The sequence below is a fragment of the Flavobacterium sp. 1 genome (assembly GCF_002797935.1).
In the GTDB taxonomy this organism is placed as follows: Bacteria; Bacteroidota; Bacteroidia; order Flavobacteriales; family Flavobacteriaceae; genus Flavobacterium.
Window position 1 is genome coordinate 4,689,918 of sequence record NZ_PGER01000001.1, and the last position, 19,633, is coordinate 4,709,550.

A 19,633-nucleotide genomic window follows, 5' to 3' on the forward strand; every position below is an offset into this window, starting at 1 on the left:
ATACGATTATCTTGTTTTTAGGCAGCTTAATTATAAGAGAAATTAAATCTGCAGTGATTTAGTCCTTAGCAATTAGCGAAGAGTGATTAGTTTTTGTTAAAATCTGTGTTTCCAAGCTAATTGCTAATAGCTATTCACTAATTACTTTAAGATTGGTGTTCTTTGAAAGCTTTGAATTTAGTTATTAATTGAGGCACAATTTCGAATGCATCACCTACAACTCCGTAATCCGCTACTTTAAAGAATGGCGCTTCGGGATCGCTGTTAATAACGACTTTTACTTTAGAAGAGTTAATCCCTGCAATATGCTGTATGGCTCCAGATATTCCAATAGCAATATATAAATTAGTCGCTACTGGTTTTCCTGTCTGTCCTACGTGTTCTCCATGAGGTCTCCATCCTAAATCGGATACAGGTTTTGAACAAGCAGTTGCTGCTCCAAGAACTCCTGCTAATTCTTCAATCATGCCCCAGTTTTCAGGGCCTTTAAGACCGCGTCCGGCTGAAACAACGATATCGGCATCGGCAATTGAAACTTTTCCTGAAACTTTTTCTACAGAGACCACTTTTACTCCAAAATCAGCATCTCCGATAGTTGGATTAAAATCTTCTTCAGTCAAAGAAGAGGCATTTTCAAAGATACCATAAGAGTTTTTACCTATAGTTAATACTTTTACATCCGTATTGATTTCAGTGATATTAAAAGCTTTGTTTGAAAAAGCAGTTCTTTTTACTTGAAATGGTGAAGTGTTTACCGGTAAACCAATAACATTTGAAGCATAACCAGCTTCTAACGCTACAGCTACAAGAGAAGCCATGTAGATGCTGTCTGTTGTAGAAGGTAATAGAACTATTTTGGCTGCTTCTTTTTGAGCTGCCTGCTTGATGACATCAGCATAGGCTTTAGCTGTAAAGCTTGTTAATTTGTCATTGTTTACTTTCAAGACCTTATCAACTCCGTATTTTGATAATTCGGAAACATCACCAGCATTTACAGTTACAGCTGTAACGGTTGTTCCTAATGATTCGGCTACTTTTTTTGCATAAGATGCTAATTCTAATGCTACTTTTTTAAATTTTCCTTCTGCAGATTCTGCATATATTAATATTGACATGATGATTTGTGATTTTAGATTTTAGACTTGTGATTTTAGATTTTAGAACTTCGACTAAAGATTTTAGATTTTTTTTGCAATCAGCAATCAAAAATCGTTAATCAGTAATCCAATTCTTAAATCACTTTCGCTTCGTTGTGCAATAAATTAATTAATTCATCCAGATTATCTGCAGAAACTAATTTCACCGCCGATTTTGGAGCTGGTTTTTCAAATTTCACTGCTTTAGTATTTGCAGGTGCATCAACAGGTTCAAGAATCGTCAAAGCTTTTGTTCTGGCAGTCATGATTCCTCTCATATTTGGAATACGCAAATCTTTTTCCTCTACAATTCCTTTTTGAGTTCCGATGATAAGCGGTAATGTAGTGCTTACTGTTTCTTTTCCGCCGTCTATTTCGCGAACAGCTGTTACGTTCGTTCCCTCAACAGTGATTGCTGTACAAGAATTTAAAAAGTTGTACCCTAAAATACCAGCAATCATACCAGGAACCATTCCGCCATTATAATCTAATGATTCTTTTCCTGCAATTACAATGTCATATTCACAATTTTTAATTACTTCGGCTAATTGTTTAGCTACAAAAAAGCCATCGGTTGGATTTGCATTAACACGGATCGCTTCGTTAGCGCCAATTGCCAATGCTTTTCTTAAAGTAGGTTCTGTATCTGGTCCGCCTACATTAACGATAGTAACTGTAGCACCTTGCTGTTCTTGGAACCATATTGCGCGTGTTAGTCCAAATTCATCATTTGGATTAATTACATATTGAACTCCATTGGTATCAAATTCAGCGTCTCCGTTAGTGAAATTGATTTTTGATGTAGTATCAGGAACGTGACTGATGCAAACTAATATTTTCATAATTATATATTTAAATTCTTTTTTTTCTCTGACAAATTTAAAATAATAAATCGAATAATTTACTATGCACGCATAACATTTCATGTAACTATTACGATTTCGTCAATTCTAATGTGATAAGAATGTTTATAATGATAATTTTTTTTTAAAATGAATAATATTTTGTGAATTTCAACAATTTACATCAGCCGTCACAATTTGTCAAGGGGCTATTGTAATTTAAGCAAATAGAAAGACAAGGATTAAGTTCTTGTTTTTTTGCGCATGTCATCTAGGTCAAAATAGATAGTAATTATTTTTGTCGGCTGGGTACGAGTGAAACGAACTGAGGAGGTAAATAGCTCTAAAAAAAACAATAGTATAAAACCTTGTTATTTTAAAGTGTTTTATGCTTTTAAGTAATTTAAAATAATTATTTTTGCATTTCTAAAAATTACACACAGACTATATAAATATGAGAACGATACAATTTAGAGAGGCCATTTGTGAAGCAATGAGTGAAGAAATGCGTCGCGATGAGTCCATATACTTAATGGGTGAAGAGGTTGCAGAATATAATGGTGCCTATAAAGCATCTAAAGGAATGCTAGCTGAGTTTGGTGAAAAAAGAGTAATCGATACACCAATTGCTGAACTTGGTTTTACTGGAATTGCAGTAGGATCGGCAATGAATGGCTGTCGTCCGATTGTTGAGTATATGACTTTCAACTTTTGTTTGGTTGGTATTGATCAAATTATAAATAACGCTGCAAAAATGCGTCAGATGACAGGCGGTCAGTTTAACGTGCCTATCGTTTTCCGTGGACCAACTGCTTCAGCAGGACAATTGGGAGCAACTCACTCTCAGGCTATCGAAAACTGGTTTGCCAATACTCCAGGTCTAAAAGTGGTAGTTCCGTCAAATGTTTATGATGCCAAAGGTTTATTAAAATCGGCTATTCGTGATAATGACCCAGTTATTTTCATGGAATCAGAGCAAATGTATGGTGACAAAGGTGAAGTGCCAGATGGTGAATATACTATTCCAATTGGAGTTGCCGATATTAAAAGAGAAGGGACTGATGTAACTATCGTTTCTTTTGGAAAAATTATCAAGGAAGCTTATATCGCAGCAGATGAATTGGCAAAAGAAGGAATCTCTTGTGAAATTATCGATTTGAGAACTGTTCGTCCAATGGATAATGAAGCAATTTTAACGTCTGTTAGAAAAACAAACCGATTGGTAATTCTTGAAGAGGCTTGGCCTTTTGCAAGTGTATCTTCAGAGATTGCTTACCTAGTTCAAGAGCAAGCTTTCGATTTCCTTGATGCTCCAATTCAACGTATCACTACTGCGGATACTCCAGCGCCATATTCTCCAGTATTATTGAAAGAATGGCTGCCAAATGCAGCAGATGTTGTGAAAGCAGTTAAGAAAGTATTATACAAATAATTTGAATATAACTATTTGAAAAGCTTCATCAATTGTAATTTTGATGAAGCTTTTTTTTATACATCATGAAGAAAATATTAGCCGTTATCGTATTAATTCTTATTACAACGAATTCCCTTTTTGGTCAGACAAAAGTGAGCGGTATTGTTGTGGATAAACAAAAACAGCCTGTTCCTTATGCAAATGTTGTTTTCAAAAATTCAAGTATAGGTACTGTGACCAATGAGGACGGAAGATTTTATATGGAATCTCCAAATACCTATACAACACTGGTGATTACTTCGATTGGATTTTCTGATAAAGAAATTACGCTTAGCAAAACGGTTAATTATAATTTTACAATTGAATTAAGCGAACAGCTGGCTTTGAAAGAAGTAGTGGTTTATACTGGAAAAACTTCTAAGAAAAACAATCCGGCACTTGATATTCTGCGAAAAATTTGGGAAAAAAAGCGCAAAAACGGATTGTATCAGTTTGCTCAATACCAAATGGAGAAATATGAAAAAGTGGAATTTGATATCAATTCCATTGACAGTGCTTATAGAAAACAAAAGATTTTCAAAGGCATGGAATTTATATTTGACCATGTTGACACTTCGAAAGTAACGGGAAAAACCTATTTGCCTATTTTTATTAATGAAGCGTTGGTGGATGTTTATGGAGACAATAAAATACCGAAAGTAAAAGAAATTACAAAAGCCAGTAAGACTTCCGGTTTTGACGGGAATCAACAAATTTTATCATTCATAAAAGATTTATATTCAGATTACAATATATACAATAATTATATTGCCTTATTTGACAAAAGTTTTACAAGTCCGCTTTCTAAAACAGGAATTGATGTATATAATTATGTACTGAAAGACAGTGCATATATTGATAAAAAATGGTGTTACAATATTGTTTTTTATCCAAGGAGAAAAAACGAATTGACTTTCAAAGGTGATTTTTGGGTAAATGACACCACATTTGCCATAAAAAAGATCAATATGGCTGTTACCAAAAGTGCCAATATCAACTGGGTAAAAGATATTTATGTAGAACAGGAATTTGAAGTTTTAAATGATTCTGTTTTTCTTTTGACCAAAGATTACTTGATGTCTGATTTTGCCTTTAATAAAAAAGAAAAATCAAAAGGGGTTTATGGCAAGCGAACAACTTATTACCAGAATCATAAATTCAATATCGAAAAACCAGAGAAATTCTACAAAGAAGAAGTCAATTTTGTAGACAACGAAATATATAAAAAAAGCAATGAATACTGGGAAGAGAATCGTTTTGAGAAACTAACTAAAGACGAGCAGGGAGTTTATAAAATGCTCGACACTTTGAAAAACGTACAGGCGTTTAAGCAAATCACAAGTTTGGTAACCATGCTGGCTAGTGGTTATGTTAATTATGGCAATTTTGATTTTGGCCCTATTTTTTCCACTTTTGGATATAATGAAGTCGAAGGTTTTAAAGCCCGATTAGGTGCGAGAACCTATTTTGGTCCAAACGATCCTTGGCGGGTACAGGCTTTCACAGCTTATGGATTTACAGATCAAAAGTTTAAATATGGTTTTGCTGGAAAATGGATGATTGACAAGAAAAACCGAATTATTATTTCTGGAGGGAATAGGCGTGATATTGAACAATTGGGGTCTCAATTGACTACAACCAATGATATATTGGCTAGAAATTATGGCTCATCTGCCTTTTTTACAACAGGATCTAACGGTAAATTAACCAACATAGGTTTGACGAATGCTTACGTTGCTATAGAGCCAGTTAAGAATCTGACGTTTCAAACGGGAGTATCTTATAAAACATTGGAATCAGCTTCGCCTGTTTTTAGTTTAGATTATTATACCGCTTTGCCCTCGGCAGCAAATCCTGCGGGAGTTGTAAAAAGCACTACAACTCAATCTGAGTTTAATATTCAGGCAGAATATACTCCCAATCGAAGAACCATCGCTTATGGAGTTGAACGAAGCGTAGCCAGCAGTCCGTACACCACGGTATTTGTTAATTACAGCCAAGGATACAAGGGGGTAATGAATAGCGATTTTAATTATAAAAAAATCGAAATATATTACAAACAGCCCATCATTATTGGCCCTCTTGGACGCACTAATCTGATATTGGAACTTGGAAAAACTTTCGGGACAGTTCCTTTGGGCTTATTGAGTATAGTGCCTGGAAACCAGACGTTTTTTACTATTGAGAATACGTTTAGTAATCTTAATTATTACGAATTTATTACCGACAAGTATGCTACATTCCAGTGGAATCATGATTTCAACGGAAGACTGTTTGCTCGAATTCCTTTTATGCGAAAACTCAATTGGAGAGAATTTGTGGGTGTAAAAGCCGTTTACGGTACCGTTTCGGACGACAATAAAGCCATAAATGCTTCGGGCTTAGAGTATGTAGCACCAGAGAATGTGTATTGGGAATACAATGCAGGAATAGGAAATATTTTCAAGATATTACGTGTAGATTTCTCTTGGAGAGGTGGTTATCTCGATGTGCCAAATGCGAATAAATTTGCAGTAAAAGCATCCTTTGGGTTCTATTTTTAGAAGCCAATCCAGCTATCCACTACAAGCTTACTCAAAAACTGCTGTTTTTGTAAAAAGTAAAAAGAGCTTCCTTTGGTCGCTTTTTTACTTCCACAAAAATTAGCAGTTTTTTTCATAAGGCTTTTCATTTTATCTGGGCTAAAAAAAAATCAGACCATGCAAGAAGCAATCGATCATCTTTTTCAAAAAGATCCCATATTTCAGTATATTATTGATACCTATGGATTGCCAACAATCCCAAAAAGGCCTCAAGGATTTGAGACATTAGTGCTGTTAATTTTAGAACAGCAAGTTTCCATAGATTCGGCCAAAGCGACTTTCTTAAAAATAAAAGCTGAACATGCCACTTTCAAACCCGAATTGCTTGTCGATGTTTCCGATGATCAATACAGGGCTTTTGGCGTAAGCCGACAAAAAAGCACTTATATAAAAGCATTATCGTCTGCTATCTTAAATAAAGAAATAGATTTAGAAAGCCTTCCTCAGAAAACGGCAGAGCAAGTCCGCGAAGAACTTATCAAAATTAAAGGAATAGGCAATTGGACAATTGATATTTATTTAATGTTTTGTCTGCAGGAACCCGATTTACTGCCTCTAGGCGATATAGCAGTAGTCAATACAATAAAAGAATTACTGGATATTCATGATAAATCCATTATGGAAACCCATACTATTAATTGGAGTCCATACCGGTCTTATGCTACATTTTTGCTATGGCATTATTATTTAAGAAAGCGTAAGAGAACAATAGTGTATTAGGAAATAAGTAATTAGCGGGTAGTAATTAGTGATTGGCTGTTTGGAATATAAAAAACCAAACTCTTTACAAAAAGACTCTTTTGATTGATTATTTTTCAATTATTTTGAGTGTAATAGTGCATGAGAGTGTTAATCAAAACTAATTACGGTGAACTGATCACTAATCACTGGATTAAATTATCTTTTTTTATTGTAAAAAAGTATTGTTTGATTACTTTTGCATTCGTTAATAAAATTAAGAAAAGACAAAAAATAATGACTGCAGACAAATTAAAGACTTTTGATGTATTAATTGAAATACCAAGAGGAAGTAGAAATAAATACGAGTATGATTTTGAAATTAAAAGAATGCGTTTTGACAGAATGTTATTCTCTTCAATGATGTACCCAGCTGATTATGGATTCATTCCTGAAACTTTAGCATTGGATGGTGATCCATTAGATGTTTTAGTATTGGTAAACGAGCCGACTTTTCCTGGTTGTGTAATGGAAGTGAAGCCTATTGGAGTTTTTCACATGGCCGATGACAAAGGACCAGACGAAAAAATAATCTGTGTGCCAGTTTCAGATCCAATCTGGAATTCGTTAGAAAACCTATCAGATATAAACCCGCACTTATTGAAAGAGATTGAACATTTTTTTCAAGTTTATAAAGACCTTGAAAACAAACAAGTAGACGTAGAAGGTTGGGGAGATGTGGATGAAGCATTTGATATTATCAAAGAATGTACACAGCGTTTTAATGATATTCCAAATAAACCTGAGGGATTATTTAGTATTAAATAATTTACGCCCTTATAATTTGTAAAAAAAGCAATATTCTGCAAAGAGTGTTGCTTTTTTTCGTTAAATTGCTATCGATTACATTTTTTATAATAACAAACCAAAAAGAATATTTTATGAATTCAATTATGATTTATGTGCCAATTTTCATGGCAATAATAGGGCTTATTTTTATGGCTATCAAAAGATCTTGGGTTTTAAAACAGGATCCTGGAGACGGCAAAATGAAAGAGATATCAGATCACATATATGAAGGAGCTCTGGCTTTCTTAAAGGCAGAATACCGACTGTTGGCTGTCTTTGTAGTAATCGCAAGTGTTGTATTAGCAAGTATCACTTTTATACCAGGAGTTAAAACAAATATATTAATAGTGGTTGCATTTATATTCGGTGCATTTTTCTCTGCATTAGCAGGGAATATGGGAATGAAAATTGCAACAAAAACCAATGTAAGAACTACTCAGGCTGCCCGTACAAGTTTGCCGCAAGCTTTGAAAGTTTCTTTTGGTGGCGGAACTGTAATGGGATTAGGGGTAGCCGGTTTAGCTGTTTTAGGTTTAACCGGTTTTTTTATTATTTTTTTCAGAATATTCATGAACGGACAATGGACTTCGACAGAAGATATGACGGTTGTTCTGGAAACGTTAGCAGGATTTTCTCTTGGAGCTGAATCAATTGCTTTGTTTGCCCGTGTGGGGGGAGGAATTTATACCAAAGCCGCCGATGTAGGTGCTGATTTGGTAGGTAAAGTAGAAGCAGGGATTCCAGAAGATGATCCTCGAAATCCTGCGACAATTGCTGATAACGTAGGAGATAATGTAGGGGATGTTGCAGGAATGGGTGCCGATTTATTTGGATCGTATGTAGCAACCGTTTTGGCGGCTATGGTACTTGGAAATTATGTGATAAAAGATATGGGCGGGAACATTCAAGACGCTTTTGGAGGAATCGGACCAATTTTATTGCCGATGGCAATTGCTGGTTTTGGAATTTTGTTTTCTATAATTGGTACAATGCTAGTTAAAATCACAGACGAGAACGCCAAAGAAGCTCAAGTTCAAAAAGCATTAAATATTGGAAACTGGGTTTCTATTGTTTTAACTGCAATCTCTTGTTATTTCTTAGTGCAATACATGCTTCCAGAAACGATGAGTATGACTTTTTTCGGTGAAGGATCAATGGACATTTCATCGATGCGTGTTTTTTATGCTACACTTATTGGACTTATTGTAGGTGGAGCTATTTCATCTGTAACAGAATATTATACAGGTTTAGGAACAAAACCTGTAATGGCTATTGTTCAAAAATCAAGTACAGGAGCAGGAACAAACGTAATTGCAGGATTGGCGACAGGAATGATTTCTACGTTCCCAACTGTATTATTATTTGCAGCTGCGATTTGGTCTTCTTATGCATTAGCTGGATTCTATGGTGTAGCATTAGCTGCTTCTGCAATGATGGCAACTACAGCAATGCAATTAGCAATCGATGCATTCGGACCTATATCTGATAATGCAGGTGGAATTGCCGAAATGAGTGAATTGCCAAAAGAAGTGCGTACGAGAACCGATATTTTGGATTCAGTAGGAAATACTACTGCAGCTACAGGTAAAGGTTTTGCTATCGCTTCCGCAGCTTTAACCTCTTTGGCTTTGTTTGCTGCTTATGTAACTTTTACAGGAATTGACGGAATTAATATTTTCAAAGCACCTGTTTTAGCGATGCTTTTTGTTGGTGGAATGATTCCGGTGGTTTTCTCGGCTTTAGCAATGAATTCAGTTGGAAAAGCAGCGATGGACATGGTATATGAAGTACGTCGTCAGTTCAAAGAAATTCCAGGAATTATGGAAGGAACCGGAAAACCTGAATATGCCAAATGCGTTGACATTTCGACCAAAGCGGCTTTGCGCGAAATGATGTTGCCCGGTATTTTAACGATTGGTTTCCCAATTGCAATTGTACTTTTAGGAAAATTAGTGTACGGACATAATAATCAATTAATCGCCGAAATGTTAGGAGGCTATATGGCTGGAGTTACTGTTTCGGGGGTTCTTTGGGCAGTTTTCCAAAACAATGCCGGTGGTGCTTGGGACAATGCCAAAAAATCATTTGAAGCTGGAGTTATGATTAACGGCGAAATGACCTACAAAGGATCTGATGCTCATAAGGCAGCAGTTACAGGTGATACGGTTGGAGATCCATTCAAAGATACTTCTGGACCATCAATGAACATCTTAATCAAATTAACATGTTTGATTGGATTGGTTATGGCTCCGATTTTAGGAAGCGGAAGCAGTACTGTTGACGCAAAAGAAACTTGTCCGGAAAAGAAAGAAATCTGGATGAAAGAATGTCATAAAAATGAAGGCGGAATGATGATGGGGAAATGTGATATGTCCAAATGTGCCAAAATGACCAAAGAAGAATGCACCAAAATGTGTGATAGTCTAAAATGTACTCCTGAGCAAAAAGAAATGTGTTTGTCCCATTATGATAAAGACGGAAAATTTGTTGAACAAAAAGGGAAAGCATGTTGTGCCAAAAAAGGAGAAATCGAAAAAGAAGTGAAAGTGCAGCTAATAAACAAAAACGGAAAAGCAAAAGCAACCGTAACTACATCAGTAAACGGTAATGAAAATGTACAAGTTTTTGAAGGTTCATTGGAAGAAGTTAAAGCTAAAGTTGAAGCTTTAAAATAGTATTGACTCTGTTTAAATTAAAAATGCCCCGAATTTCGGGGCATTTTTGTTATTATTTAAAAATGTTTGAATATTAAAACAATCCATTAAGCTCAGCATCAATACGATTGATAATGCTTCCTAAATCTTCAGGATTGTCTACAAAATTAATATTGTCTACATCTATAATCATAATTTTTCCTTTTTTATAGGTTTGCACCCAAGCTTCATAACGTTCATTAAGACGGCTCAAATAATCAATAGAAATGGTGTTTTCATATTCGCGGCCACGCTTATGAATTTGTCCAACTAAGTTAGGGATGGAGCTCCTTAAGTAAATTAATAAATCGGGAGCTTCGACATGAGATTCCATTAATTCAAAAAGAGAAGAATAGTTTTCAAAGTCACGGCTGGTCATCAATCCCATGGCATAAAGATTGGGAGCAAATATGTGTGCGTCTTCATAAATGGTTCTGTCCTGAATGATTTTCTTGCCACTCTCGCGAATTTGCATTATTTGACGAAAACGGCTATTCAAGAAATAGATTTGTAAATTAAAGGACCAGCGTTCCATTTGATGGTAAAAGTCATCAAGATAGGGGTTGTCTACTACTTCTTCAAAATGAGGTTCCCATTTAAAATGTTTGGCCAGCAAACGGGTTAATGTTGTTTTTCCAGAACCTATATTTCCAGCTATTGCTATGTGCATTACGATGTTGCGATTTTATAATTCATAATTTCTAAGATTGTAAAAATAGATAAAATTTGGATTTAGCAATGGTATTTATCTAATGATTTTTGAAATATAAATCCAAAATTTCATTCTTTGGCAGAGTATTGCTGAGGAAACTTTTTTGATAGAATGATGCTCAGATTTTTTTGTAAGTAATAGTTGTAATTCATGTTTAAATTATTTGACAATTTTTTATAAAGATATTTTTTATGTATTGTTGTTTTAGGACAAGACTTGTCAAAAAAAAACCATTCGATAATCGAATGGTTTTTTCTATATGCTATTTTGAATTTTTACTACAATCCAAAAGCAGTTTTTACCTGATCTACAAAATCTAATTTTTCCCAAGTAAATAATTCTACTGTAACAGTTTTTTCGTTTCCTCCAGGAGCAGAGAATGTTTTGGTTACGGTTTCAGGAGTACGTCCCATGTGTCCGTAAGCAGCAGTTTCACTATAAATTGGGTTTCTTAATTTCAAGCGTTGTTCGATGAAGTAAGGACGCATGTCAAAAATAGCTTCTACTTTTTTAGCAATTTCACCATTAGTCAATTTCACTTTAGATGTTCCGTAAGTATCAATAAAAATACCCATTGGTTTTGCTACTCCAATCGCATACGAAACTTGTACCAAAATCTCATCGGCAACACCAGCTGCAACAAGGTTTTTTGCAATATGACGTGTAGCATAAGCAGCACTTCTGTCTACTTTACTTGGATCTTTTCCAGAGAAAGCACCCCCACCGTGAGCTCCTTTTCCACCATAAGTGTCTACAATGATTTTTCTTCCTGTCAATCCAGTATCTCCGTGAGGACCTCCAATTACGAATTTACCTGTTGGGTTAATGTGGTATTGAATTTTATCATTGAATAAATGTGCGTGAGCAGGATTTTTTGCAATGATTCTTGGAATCAATATTTCGATGATGTCTTTTTTGATTTTAGCAAGCATAGTGGCTTCTTCGTCAAAATCGTCGTGTTGTGTAGAAATTACAATAGCATCAATACGAGTAGGTTTGTTGTCATCGCTGTATTCTAAAGTAACTTGAGATTTTGCATCAGGACGTAAATAAGTAATTTCATTATTTTCACGTCTCAAAATAGCTAATTCCTGCAATAATTTATGAGATAAATCAAGTGCCAACGGCATGTAATTTTCAGTTTCATTAGTTGCATAGCCAAACATCATTCCTTGGTCTCCAGCTCCTTGCTCTTCTTTGCTTGCTCTGTCAACACCTTGATTAATATCTGCAGATTGTTCGTGAATGGCTGAAAGAATACCGCAAGAGTTTGCCTCAAACATGTATTCGCTTTTTGTATAACCAATTTTACGAATTACTTCGCGGGCAATCTGTTGTACATCTAAGTAAGTATTCGACTTTACTTCACCTGCCAATATTACTTGACCAGTAGTTACTAACGTCTCACAAGCTACTTTTGAGTCAGCATCAAATGCCAAAAAGTTATCAATTAATGCATCCGAAATTTGATCTGCAACTTTGTCTGGGTGTCCCTCACTTACAGATTCTGACGTAAATAAATAAGCCATAATAATTATAAATTTTTAAAATTAATCGAGGAAAAACAATTGCGGGAAAAATACTAAAGGAGAGTTTCTGCTTTAGCATTTTTTATGCTGAAAATTTTTCAGCATTCATAATGAAGTCATTTCATTATGAAGAGGTTGCAATCAGTTCAAATTTTTCCTCTTGTATTCGGGTGCAAAGGTATGAAACCATTTTGAATTCCAAATTATTCTTTTACTTTTTTTAATTAATTAAGAGGAATTTAACAAACTATACTAATTCCATAGAATTTATAAAATAAATTGATTTTTGCTTGGTGGATTAAAAAATAGTTTGCATTTTTGCTCCATCAAATAGAAAGAGAATGAAATTATTGATTAAGGATATGTGTTGTAACATGTGGAAAATTTCCGCAGAGTCATAGTATTGTATAATTTAAAAACATAACTATATAGATCTCTGCAAACCGCAGAGGTTTTTTTTTAAACCAATAAGAAAAATAAAGAGATGAAAGCAATAGGAAACAAAATGATGATATGTTGTATGATGTGTATGTGCATCCCAATTTGCTATTGCCAAAAGTGAAGGATAAAATCCTTGTTATAGTCCAACTATAAGCCCTTTTGGTAAACGTTCCAAAAGGGCTTTTTGTTCTCCGGAATTTTCAAAAAGACAAACTAATAAAATAACATTTAAAAACTTAAAATCATGAGTACACAAAACTTTGCAACAAACGCATTACACGCAGGACACGATGTAACTAAAAATGGCGGAACCAGAGCAGTTCCAATTTATCAGACTACTTCGTATGTATTTAATAATTCAGATCATGCGGCCAATTTATTTGGTCTTGCAGAAGAGGGATATATTTATACCCGATTAAATAACCCGACAAATGACGTTCTAGAAAAGCGTTTGGCAGTTTTAGAAGGTGGCATTGGTGCTGTAGTTACAGCCTCGGGAGCATCAGCAATATCGACAGCTTTGTTAGTGTTGCTAAAAGCCGGAGACCACATTGTAGCTTCTAGCAGTTTATATGGCGGAACCTATAATTTATTGAAAGTAACATTACCAAGATTGGGGATTACCACAACTTTTGTAGATGCCACAGATCCTGAAAATTTCACTTTAGCAGCTAAACAAAATACGAGAGTATTCTTTGTAGAAAGTCTTGGAAATCCAAAACTCGATGTGCTAAATTTAAAATCAATTGCTGAAGAAGCTAAGAAATTCAAAGTTCCTTTTATAGTAGACAACACAGTCGCTTCCCCATATTTATTGAATCCAATTGAACATGGAGCAGATATTGTTATTCATTCTTTGACCAAATATATTTCAGGAAATGGAACTTCATTAGGCGGAGTAATCATTGATGCTGGAAAATTTGATTGGTCAAATGGAAAATTCCCGGAATTTACAGAGCCTTCCGCAGGATATCATGGTTTAATATATCATCAAGCGTTAGGAAACGCAGCTTTTATTGCAAAAGCACGCATCGAAGGGCTACGAGATCATGGAGCTGCATTGAGTCCTTTTAATGCTTTCCAAATCATACAAGGATTAGAAACTTTAGAAGTTCGTATTAAAAGGCACAGTGAAAACGCATTGGCACTAGCACAATGGCTTGAGGTTCAGGATGAGGTTGCTTGGGTAAATTATCCGGGCTTAAAATCGAGCAAATATTATGTTTTAGTTCAAAAATATTTGCCAAAAGGGCAAAGTGGCGTCGTAACTTTTGGTTTAAAAGCAGGTTTTGACGCAGCCAAAAAAGTGGCCGATAACACGAAGCTATTTTCCATCCTAGCTAATATCGGGGATACCAAATCCTTAATTATTCATCCTGCCAGCACCACACACCAACAGTTGACGGATGAGGAACAAATCTCAACAGGCGTTACCAAAGATTTAATTAGACTGTCCGTTGGACTTGAAGATATAGAGGATTTAAAAGCAGATTTAAAAGCTGTTTTTGAAACCATTAAAGCACCACAATTAGCTTGATATTGTGTTTTTTTTTGTTAGTAAAACTGCCTTAGCTACTTGGATTGTTAGCCTAAGGTAGTTTTTACAAAAAAGCAGAATTCGGTTATTTGTTTTGGAAGCAGTAAAATCAGGTATTTTCAGGTTTTATGGTTCCTGCTCTTCGCTAAATCTTTACTTTTTTAAAGAAAAAAAGTAAAGTATATCGCTTCGATCAGGGCTAAAAGGAAATATTAGTACTGTTTTGCGACGACTTCCAATTGCAATCGAACTCAGGTAAATGTTAATTTTTAAAATATTCGAAAATGGAAAATTTAGAAAAAATAGATCTCTTTAATTTTGATTTAGAAATAGGAAAACAAAAGGCATATCTGCCTTTGTTTTATCACGTATTTGGGAGACCATTAGGGACTGCTCCCGTTGTAGTAGTGAATCATTCTTTGACAGGAAACTCTAAAGTTACTGGAGAAAAAGGATGGTGGAGCGGCATAGTCGGCGAAAATAAAGCAATTGATACTGATTATTTTACAGTAATAGTTTTTAATATTCCAGGAAATGGATATGATGATAATCTGGATAATTTGATAGACAATTATCGAGATTATAGTGTTCGAGACATAGCGAGAATCTTTTGGGAAGGCTTATTTTTCTTAAATGTAAAAAATGTATATGCCATAATTGGCGGTAGTTTAGGAGGAGCGATAACATGGGAAATGGCAGCGTTGCAGCCTGATAAAATTGATAATTTAATTCCAATTGCAACAGACTGGAAAGCTACGGATTGGGTTATAGCAAATGTCTTGATTCAAGATCAAATTCTAAATCACTCGGATGATCCAATCGTTGATGCCCGTCTGCATGCTACTTTACTGTATAGAACTCCAGAATATGTCAATCAAAGGTTTAGAAGAAGCAAATTAGATGAATTATCAGCTCTGAAAATTGAGAATTGGTTAATGGATCATGGTTTTAAATTGAAAAATAGATACCGATTGGCAGCTTATAAATTGATGAATCATCTGCTCAAAACAATTGATATCACCAAAAACAGGTCCGATTTTTTAACAGTGGCAAATGCTATTGAGAGCAATATTCATCTTATAACTGTCGATACAGATTATTTGTTTATTGCCGAAGAAACCCGTAAAACCTACAGAGAATTGACCAATAAAAAACAAAATGTTTTTTATCATCAAATTCAGTCCATTCATGGTCATGATGCATATTTGATTGAATTCAATCAGCTGGCTGATATTTTAAAGCCAATTTTTAGCTATCATAAAAACCAGCTTTATGCCAGCGCTTAGAATAAATGTAATCCTTTTGGCTCTAAAGCAAATAAAAAGCACCCCAAATGAAATTAAATTATATAGCTTTTGCAGTTCCATTTTTTGCATTTTTTATGCTTTTGGAATACTATATTAGTGTAAGAAAAAATAAAAAACTTCATCATTTTAATGAAAGTATTGCCAATCTTAATATTGGAATTGTTGAGCGCATTGCTGATCTTTTAACTACGGGAACTTTTTTCTTTATTTTTTCTTGGCTGAATGCAAACTTCTCTATTTTTTCAATTGAATCCACTGCTGTGACTTGGATTCTTTTGTTTCTGGCTACAGATCTGCTTTGGTATTGGTATCACAGATTCGGGCATACGGTCAATCTTTTTTGGGCATCACATATTGTACATCATCAAAGTGACGATTTTAATTATACAGCTGCGGCTAGAATAACGGTTTTTCAGGCTTTTGCCAGAGGTTTGTTTTGGTGCGTGTTGCCTATTATTGGTTTTAATGCCCAGATGATTACTGTATTATTGCTAATTCATGGAACGTATCCTTTTTTTACTCATACACAGTTAGTGGGAAAACTGGGATGGCTGGAATATATTATTGTTACGCCGTCGCACCATAGAGTTCATCATAGCAGTAATCCAGAATATTTGGATAAAAATTATGGGGACATGTTAATTATTTGGGATAAAATTTTTGGAACTTTTATAGAAGAGACAGCTGAACCAAAATTTGGATTGACTAAGTCATTAGGGAGTTATAGTTTTTTATGGCAGCATTTTCATTATGTTTTGGAATTAACAGTAGCCTTTAGAATGGCCAAAACAATCAGACAAAAACTGAAAGTAATTTTTGGAGGTCCAAATGATATCGATGGAAGAATACGGTTGCTTCTGGAAAGAAAGCTTTCTAAAAAAACAGTTGATATTGATATTAAATATTCAAAGAAACTGACAAATTCAATTATTGCAAAGACAATTGTAACAATGACTATATTGTTTTTAACAATTCTCTTTTCAGAATTTATAACTGCTTTTACTATTTTTTTAATAACTGTCTTTATTGTTTTGAGCGTAATTGCTACTGGAGCTATGCTAGATCAAAAGAAATGGATTTTTCATTTGGATTTTTTAAGGGGTATTATAATTGGTTATTTGAGTTTTTCCTTTTTCCCAAATTCATTTTTGCATTTAGTTATAATATTGTTAGGCGGATTAGGAGTTTTATTTTACCAGACAATACACTCAAAGTATCAGAATTTCCTGTTTTCGACATAGTTTTTAGTTATGGAATAGTTTAAAAACGAGAAAATTTTGTTAAAAAATCACAAGTATTTGCCAAAGTTTGTGCATGGATATTTATAAAGTGCTGATTTTTTATCAGTTATTATTTTAATTAAATATTTATTAATCATTAAATTTACGTTTAGTGTTTGGAAAATTGAAAAAAAGTTTAGATATTTGTAAAACAAAAGAAAAAAGAGGAAAAATGAGATTTAATTTATGCAATATGTCTAAAAAAGCCATTCAGGTGAAAACCTGCAAGGGGAGGTGTATATAGCTTTATTTTAAATTAAATAATATATAGCAAAAAACCTCTCAATAACTTGGGAGGTTTTTTTTATCATTTAAAGGTTAAAAAAATAATAAGAATAAGTAAAACAATAATTAAGCATGCCCCAACTTTACACGATTAACATTACCGTTTGCCAGTCAAAGAAGATTATGATGCGTAAGTACGCCATGGTGTGTGTTTGTATACGTTGATTCCAGAAGTATAAGTTTAAGATAAAACTTAAAACCCTTTTGGATATGCGTCTAAAAGGGTTTTTTGTTTTCAAAGGGCAAGAAAGTCAGAATTTAAAAATAATAAAAGCACTATAAGCTTTGTTCAAATAAAAATTAAAAAAAAGAAATTATGAGTTCAAATAAATTTGCTACTGATGCATTGCACGCAGGACACGATGTAACAAAACACGCAGGGACACGCGCAGTGCCTATTTATCAAACGACATCTTATGTTTTTAATAATTCAGAGCATGCCGCCAATTTATTTGGTCTTGCCGAATCAGGATTCATATATACTCGATTGAATAATCCAACCAATGACATTTTGGAGCAGCGTTTGGCAGCGTTAGAAGGTGGTATTGGAGCAGTAGTAACCGCATCTGGAACTGCGGCAATTGCAACATCATTATTAGTACTGCTAAAAACAGGAGACCATATTGTAGCTTCAAACAGTTTGTATGGCGGAACTTATAATTTATTGAGTGCAACATTGCCAAGACTGGGAATCACTACCACATTTGTTGATCCCTCAGATCCAGCAAATTTTACGAAAGCAGCAAAAGAAAATACTAGAGTATTCTTTGCGGAAAGTCTGGGAAATCCAAAATTAGACGTTCTTGATCTTAAAGCCATTTCGGCAGAAGCCAAATCATTTAAAGTTCCTTTCATTGTAGATAACACAGTTCCCTCTCCTTATTTATTAAATCCAATTGAGCATGGAGCCAATATTGTAATTCATTCCCTGACCAAATATATTGCTGGGAATGGTACTTCACTGGGAGGAGTGGTTATTGATGCAGGAACTTTTGATTGGAGCAGCGGTAAGTTTCCAGAGTTCACAGAACCATCGCCGGGATATCACGGATTAGTGTATCACGAGGCACTTGGAAACGCAGCGTTTATTGCAAAAGTAAGAATCGAAGGGCTGCGGGATTATGGAGCAGCGCTGAGTCCGTTTAATGCTTTTCAGATTATACAGGGATTAGAAACCCTGCCTGTTCGAGTCCAGAAGCACAGCGAAAACGGATTGGCTTTGGCGCAGTGGTTAGAAAAACAGGAAGCCGTGGCTTGGGTCAATTATCCTGGTTTGAAGTCAAGTAAATATTATGATTTAGCCCAGCAATATTTACCAAAAGGACAAAACGGTTTGCTGACATTTGGTTTAAAAGGAGGATTTGAAGCTGCCAAGAAAGTGGCTGATGAAACGAAATTATTTTCACTTTTAGCCAATATTGGAGACACCAAATCCTTGATTATCCATCCATCCAGTACAACGCATCAACAGTTGTCTGATGCAGAGCAGGTAGCCACAGGAGTTACCAAAGATTTGATTCGATTGTCAGTAGGACTGGAAGATATAGAAGATTTAAAAGCCGATTTATCAGCCGTTTTTGCAGAATTAACAGTAAAAGTATAAGTGCACAATTGTTTTTTTAGAAAATGAAACTCATTGTGCTATAAAAAAGAAGAGAATGTTGTAAAACATTTGAAATATAAGCCATAAAAAAAGACATTAATTACAAAAATAAGTATCATGAAAATTATAACATATATCACAAGCAGAGTAGAGTTACTAAAAAAAGCAATTTTGAGGACTATAACAGTAGAACCTTTTAACCCGATGAAAGAATTGAATCATCCAAGATTTCACGTAGATGAAAACTTTGATTTGAAAGCTAAAAAAGGCAACAGTTCTTTATTGTTTCACATGTACTCAAAAGAGAATGAAACTCTTTTTATTTGAAGCATAAGTAAGATACCTCGGGAAATATTCAGGTAAAAATTATTTGCCAAGAACTTCACGGATAAAAACATGCCATATTCTTTTTGGAATTAAAAGAAATGTGTGAGAATAAGTGAACTTTTGGCAAATTTTTTATTAGCGCCGAATGGTCGTTTCTAGCAAGAGTTTAATAATTATTTGGTCGTTTCATAAAATTGTAGTTAATTTGCACCTTTAAGTTCAGAAACGTATTGAAATGTTATAAAGAAAGGACGAGGGATTAGACCCGATGAAGCCTTAGCAACCCTTCGATTTATCGAAGAAGGTGCTGCATTCTACCACGCCAAACGTGGAAAGATAACACAAAGAATTCATTTAGGTTTTCTAACTTTCTTCATAA

The 19,633-nt window shown here is 34.6% G+C and carries 14 protein-coding genes and 1 riboswitch; of the genes, 10 read left to right on the plus strand and 4 right to left on the minus strand.

What is annotated here, in order from left to right; translation table 11 throughout:
* Window positions 1-146: 146 nt before the first annotated feature.
* Together CLU83_RS19070 and CLU83_RS19075 are read right to left on the minus strand one after the other, a co-directional pair.
* The gene (locus tag CLU83_RS19070) at window positions 147-1,115 is read right to left on the minus strand and encodes an electron transfer flavoprotein subunit alpha/FixB family protein (protein ID WP_100433071.1); all 969 of its coding nucleotides are present in this window, start codon (window positions 1,113-1,115) and stop codon (window positions 147-149) included.
* A gap of 116 nt (window positions 1,116-1,231) precedes the next feature.
* Window positions 1,232-1,978, minus strand: a complete 747-nt coding sequence (locus CLU83_RS19075; RefSeq protein WP_100433802.1) for an electron transfer flavoprotein subunit beta/FixA family protein — start codon at window positions 1,976-1,978, stop codon at window positions 1,232-1,234.
* A gap of 454 nt (window positions 1,979-2,432) precedes the next feature.
* On the opposite strand from CLU83_RS19075, the gene CLU83_RS19080 reads away from it, so the two are divergent.
* The 5 genes from CLU83_RS19080 to CLU83_RS19100 all read left to right on the plus strand — a co-directional run bounded on the left by CLU83_RS19080 (window position 2,433) and on the right by CLU83_RS19100 (window position 10,215).
* Window positions 2,433-3,410: a pyruvate dehydrogenase complex E1 component subunit beta gene (locus CLU83_RS19080; protein WP_100433072.1), complete on the plus strand. Its 978-nt coding sequence runs from the start codon at window positions 2,433-2,435 to the stop codon at window positions 3,408-3,410.
* A gap of 65 nt (window positions 3,411-3,475) precedes the next feature.
* Window positions 3,476-5,974: a DUF5686 and carboxypeptidase-like regulatory domain-containing protein gene (locus tag CLU83_RS19085; RefSeq protein WP_100433073.1), complete on the plus strand. Its 2,499-nt coding sequence runs from the start codon at window positions 3,476-3,478 to the stop codon at window positions 5,972-5,974.
* Window positions 5,975-6,130: 156 nt separating this feature from the next.
* A complete protein-coding gene (locus CLU83_RS19090; protein WP_100433074.1) occupies window positions 6,131-6,733 on the plus strand; it encodes a DNA-3-methyladenine glycosylase in 603 nt (200 codons plus the stop codon).
* A 255-nt stretch (window positions 6,734-6,988) separates the two neighbouring features.
* Window positions 6,989-7,519, plus strand: a complete 531-nt coding sequence (locus tag CLU83_RS19095) for an inorganic diphosphatase (protein WP_100433803.1) — start codon at window positions 6,989-6,991, stop codon at window positions 7,517-7,519.
* Window positions 7,520-7,632: 113 nt separating this feature from the next.
* Window positions 7,633-10,215: a sodium-translocating pyrophosphatase gene (locus tag CLU83_RS19100; RefSeq protein WP_100433075.1), complete on the plus strand. Its 2,583-nt coding sequence runs from the start codon at window positions 7,633-7,635 to the stop codon at window positions 10,213-10,215.
* A gap of 73 nt (window positions 10,216-10,288) precedes the next feature.
* Here CLU83_RS19100 and CLU83_RS19105 read toward each other — a convergent pair whose 3' ends face one another.
* Together CLU83_RS19105 and metK are read right to left on the minus strand one after the other, a co-directional pair.
* Window positions 10,289-10,903 carry a deoxynucleoside kinase gene (locus tag CLU83_RS19105; protein ID WP_100433076.1) on the minus strand — a complete coding sequence of 205 codons (615 nt, stop codon included), beginning with the start codon at window positions 10,901-10,903 and terminating at the stop codon, window positions 10,289-10,291.
* A 320-nt stretch (window positions 10,904-11,223) separates the two neighbouring features.
* The gene (gene metK, locus CLU83_RS19110; RefSeq protein WP_100433077.1) at window positions 11,224-12,474 is read right to left on the minus strand and encodes a methionine adenosyltransferase; all 1,251 of its coding nucleotides are present in this window, start codon (window positions 12,472-12,474) and stop codon (window positions 11,224-11,226) included.
* A 685-nt stretch (window positions 12,475-13,159) separates the two neighbouring features.
* On the opposite strand from metK, the gene CLU83_RS19115 reads away from it, so the two are divergent.
* The 5 genes from CLU83_RS19115 to CLU83_RS19135 all read left to right on the plus strand — a co-directional run bounded on the left by CLU83_RS19115 (window position 13,160) and on the right by CLU83_RS19135 (window position 19,254).
* Window positions 13,160-14,452, plus strand: coding sequence for an O-acetylhomoserine aminocarboxypropyltransferase/cysteine synthase family protein (locus CLU83_RS19115; RefSeq protein ID WP_100433078.1), 1,293 nt, complete (start codon window positions 13,160-13,162; stop codon window positions 14,450-14,452).
* A 284-nt stretch (window positions 14,453-14,736) separates the two neighbouring features.
* Window positions 14,737-15,738, plus strand: a complete 1,002-nt coding sequence (locus CLU83_RS19120) for an alpha/beta fold hydrolase (protein WP_100433079.1) — start codon at window positions 14,737-14,739, stop codon at window positions 15,736-15,738.
* Window positions 15,739-15,785: 47 nt separating this feature from the next.
* Complete coding sequence (locus CLU83_RS19125) at window positions 15,786-17,000, plus strand: sterol desaturase family protein (protein WP_100433080.1); 1,215 nt, start codon at window positions 15,786-15,788, stop codon at window positions 16,998-17,000.
* Between the two features lie 640 nt (window positions 17,001-17,640).
* Entirely contained in the window at window positions 17,641-18,927 is a 1,287-nt protein-coding gene (locus CLU83_RS19130) for an O-acetylhomoserine aminocarboxypropyltransferase/cysteine synthase family protein (RefSeq protein ID WP_100433081.1), read from the plus strand.
* Between the two features lie 117 nt (window positions 18,928-19,044).
* Window positions 19,045-19,254 (plus strand): hypothetical protein, encoded by a 210-nt coding sequence (locus CLU83_RS19135; protein WP_100433082.1) that lies wholly within the window; start codon window positions 19,045-19,047, stop codon window positions 19,252-19,254.
* 235 nt (window positions 19,255-19,489) lie between these two features.
* A riboswitch (SAM riboswitch) is annotated at window positions 19,490-19,597 on the plus strand.
* Window positions 19,598-19,633: the final 36 nt, after the last annotated feature.

What these genes read in the sequence shown, in the direction of transcription:
- CLU83_RS19070 (WP_100433071.1), bottom strand. Translation starts at nt 1,115, where the DNA reads ATGTCAATATTAATATATGCAGAATCTGCAGAAGGAAAATTTAAAAAA.
- CLU83_RS19075 (WP_100433802.1), bottom strand. Translation starts at nt 1,978, where the DNA reads ATGAAAATATTAGTTTGCATCAGTCACGTTCCTGATACTACATCAAAA.
- CLU83_RS19080 (WP_100433072.1), top strand. Translation starts at nt 2,433, where the DNA reads ATGAGAACGATACAATTTAGAGAGGCCATTTGTGAAGCAATGAGTGAA.
- CLU83_RS19085 (WP_100433073.1), top strand. Translation starts at nt 3,476, where the DNA reads ATGAAGAAAATATTAGCCGTTATCGTATTAATTCTTATTACAACGAAT.
- CLU83_RS19090 (WP_100433074.1), top strand. Translation starts at nt 6,131, where the DNA reads ATGCAAGAAGCAATCGATCATCTTTTTCAAAAAGATCCCATATTTCAG.
- CLU83_RS19095 (WP_100433803.1), top strand. Translation starts at nt 6,989, where the DNA reads ATGACTGCAGACAAATTAAAGACTTTTGATGTATTAATTGAAATACCA.
- CLU83_RS19100 (WP_100433075.1), top strand. Translation starts at nt 7,633, where the DNA reads ATGAATTCAATTATGATTTATGTGCCAATTTTCATGGCAATAATAGGG.
- CLU83_RS19105 (WP_100433076.1), bottom strand. Translation starts at nt 10,903, where the DNA reads ATGCACATAGCAATAGCTGGAAATATAGGTTCTGGAAAAACAACATTA.
- metK (WP_100433077.1), bottom strand. Translation starts at nt 12,474, where the DNA reads ATGGCTTATTTATTTACGTCAGAATCTGTAAGTGAGGGACACCCAGAC.
- CLU83_RS19115 (WP_100433078.1), top strand. Translation starts at nt 13,160, where the DNA reads ATGAGTACACAAAACTTTGCAACAAACGCATTACACGCAGGACACGAT.
- CLU83_RS19120 (WP_100433079.1), top strand. Translation starts at nt 14,737, where the DNA reads ATGGAAAATTTAGAAAAAATAGATCTCTTTAATTTTGATTTAGAAATA.
- CLU83_RS19125 (WP_100433080.1), top strand. Translation starts at nt 15,786, where the DNA reads ATGAAATTAAATTATATAGCTTTTGCAGTTCCATTTTTTGCATTTTTT.
- CLU83_RS19130 (WP_100433081.1), top strand. Translation starts at nt 17,641, where the DNA reads ATGAGTTCAAATAAATTTGCTACTGATGCATTGCACGCAGGACACGAT.
- CLU83_RS19135 (WP_100433082.1), top strand. Translation starts at nt 19,045, where the DNA reads ATGAAAATTATAACATATATCACAAGCAGAGTAGAGTTACTAAAAAAA.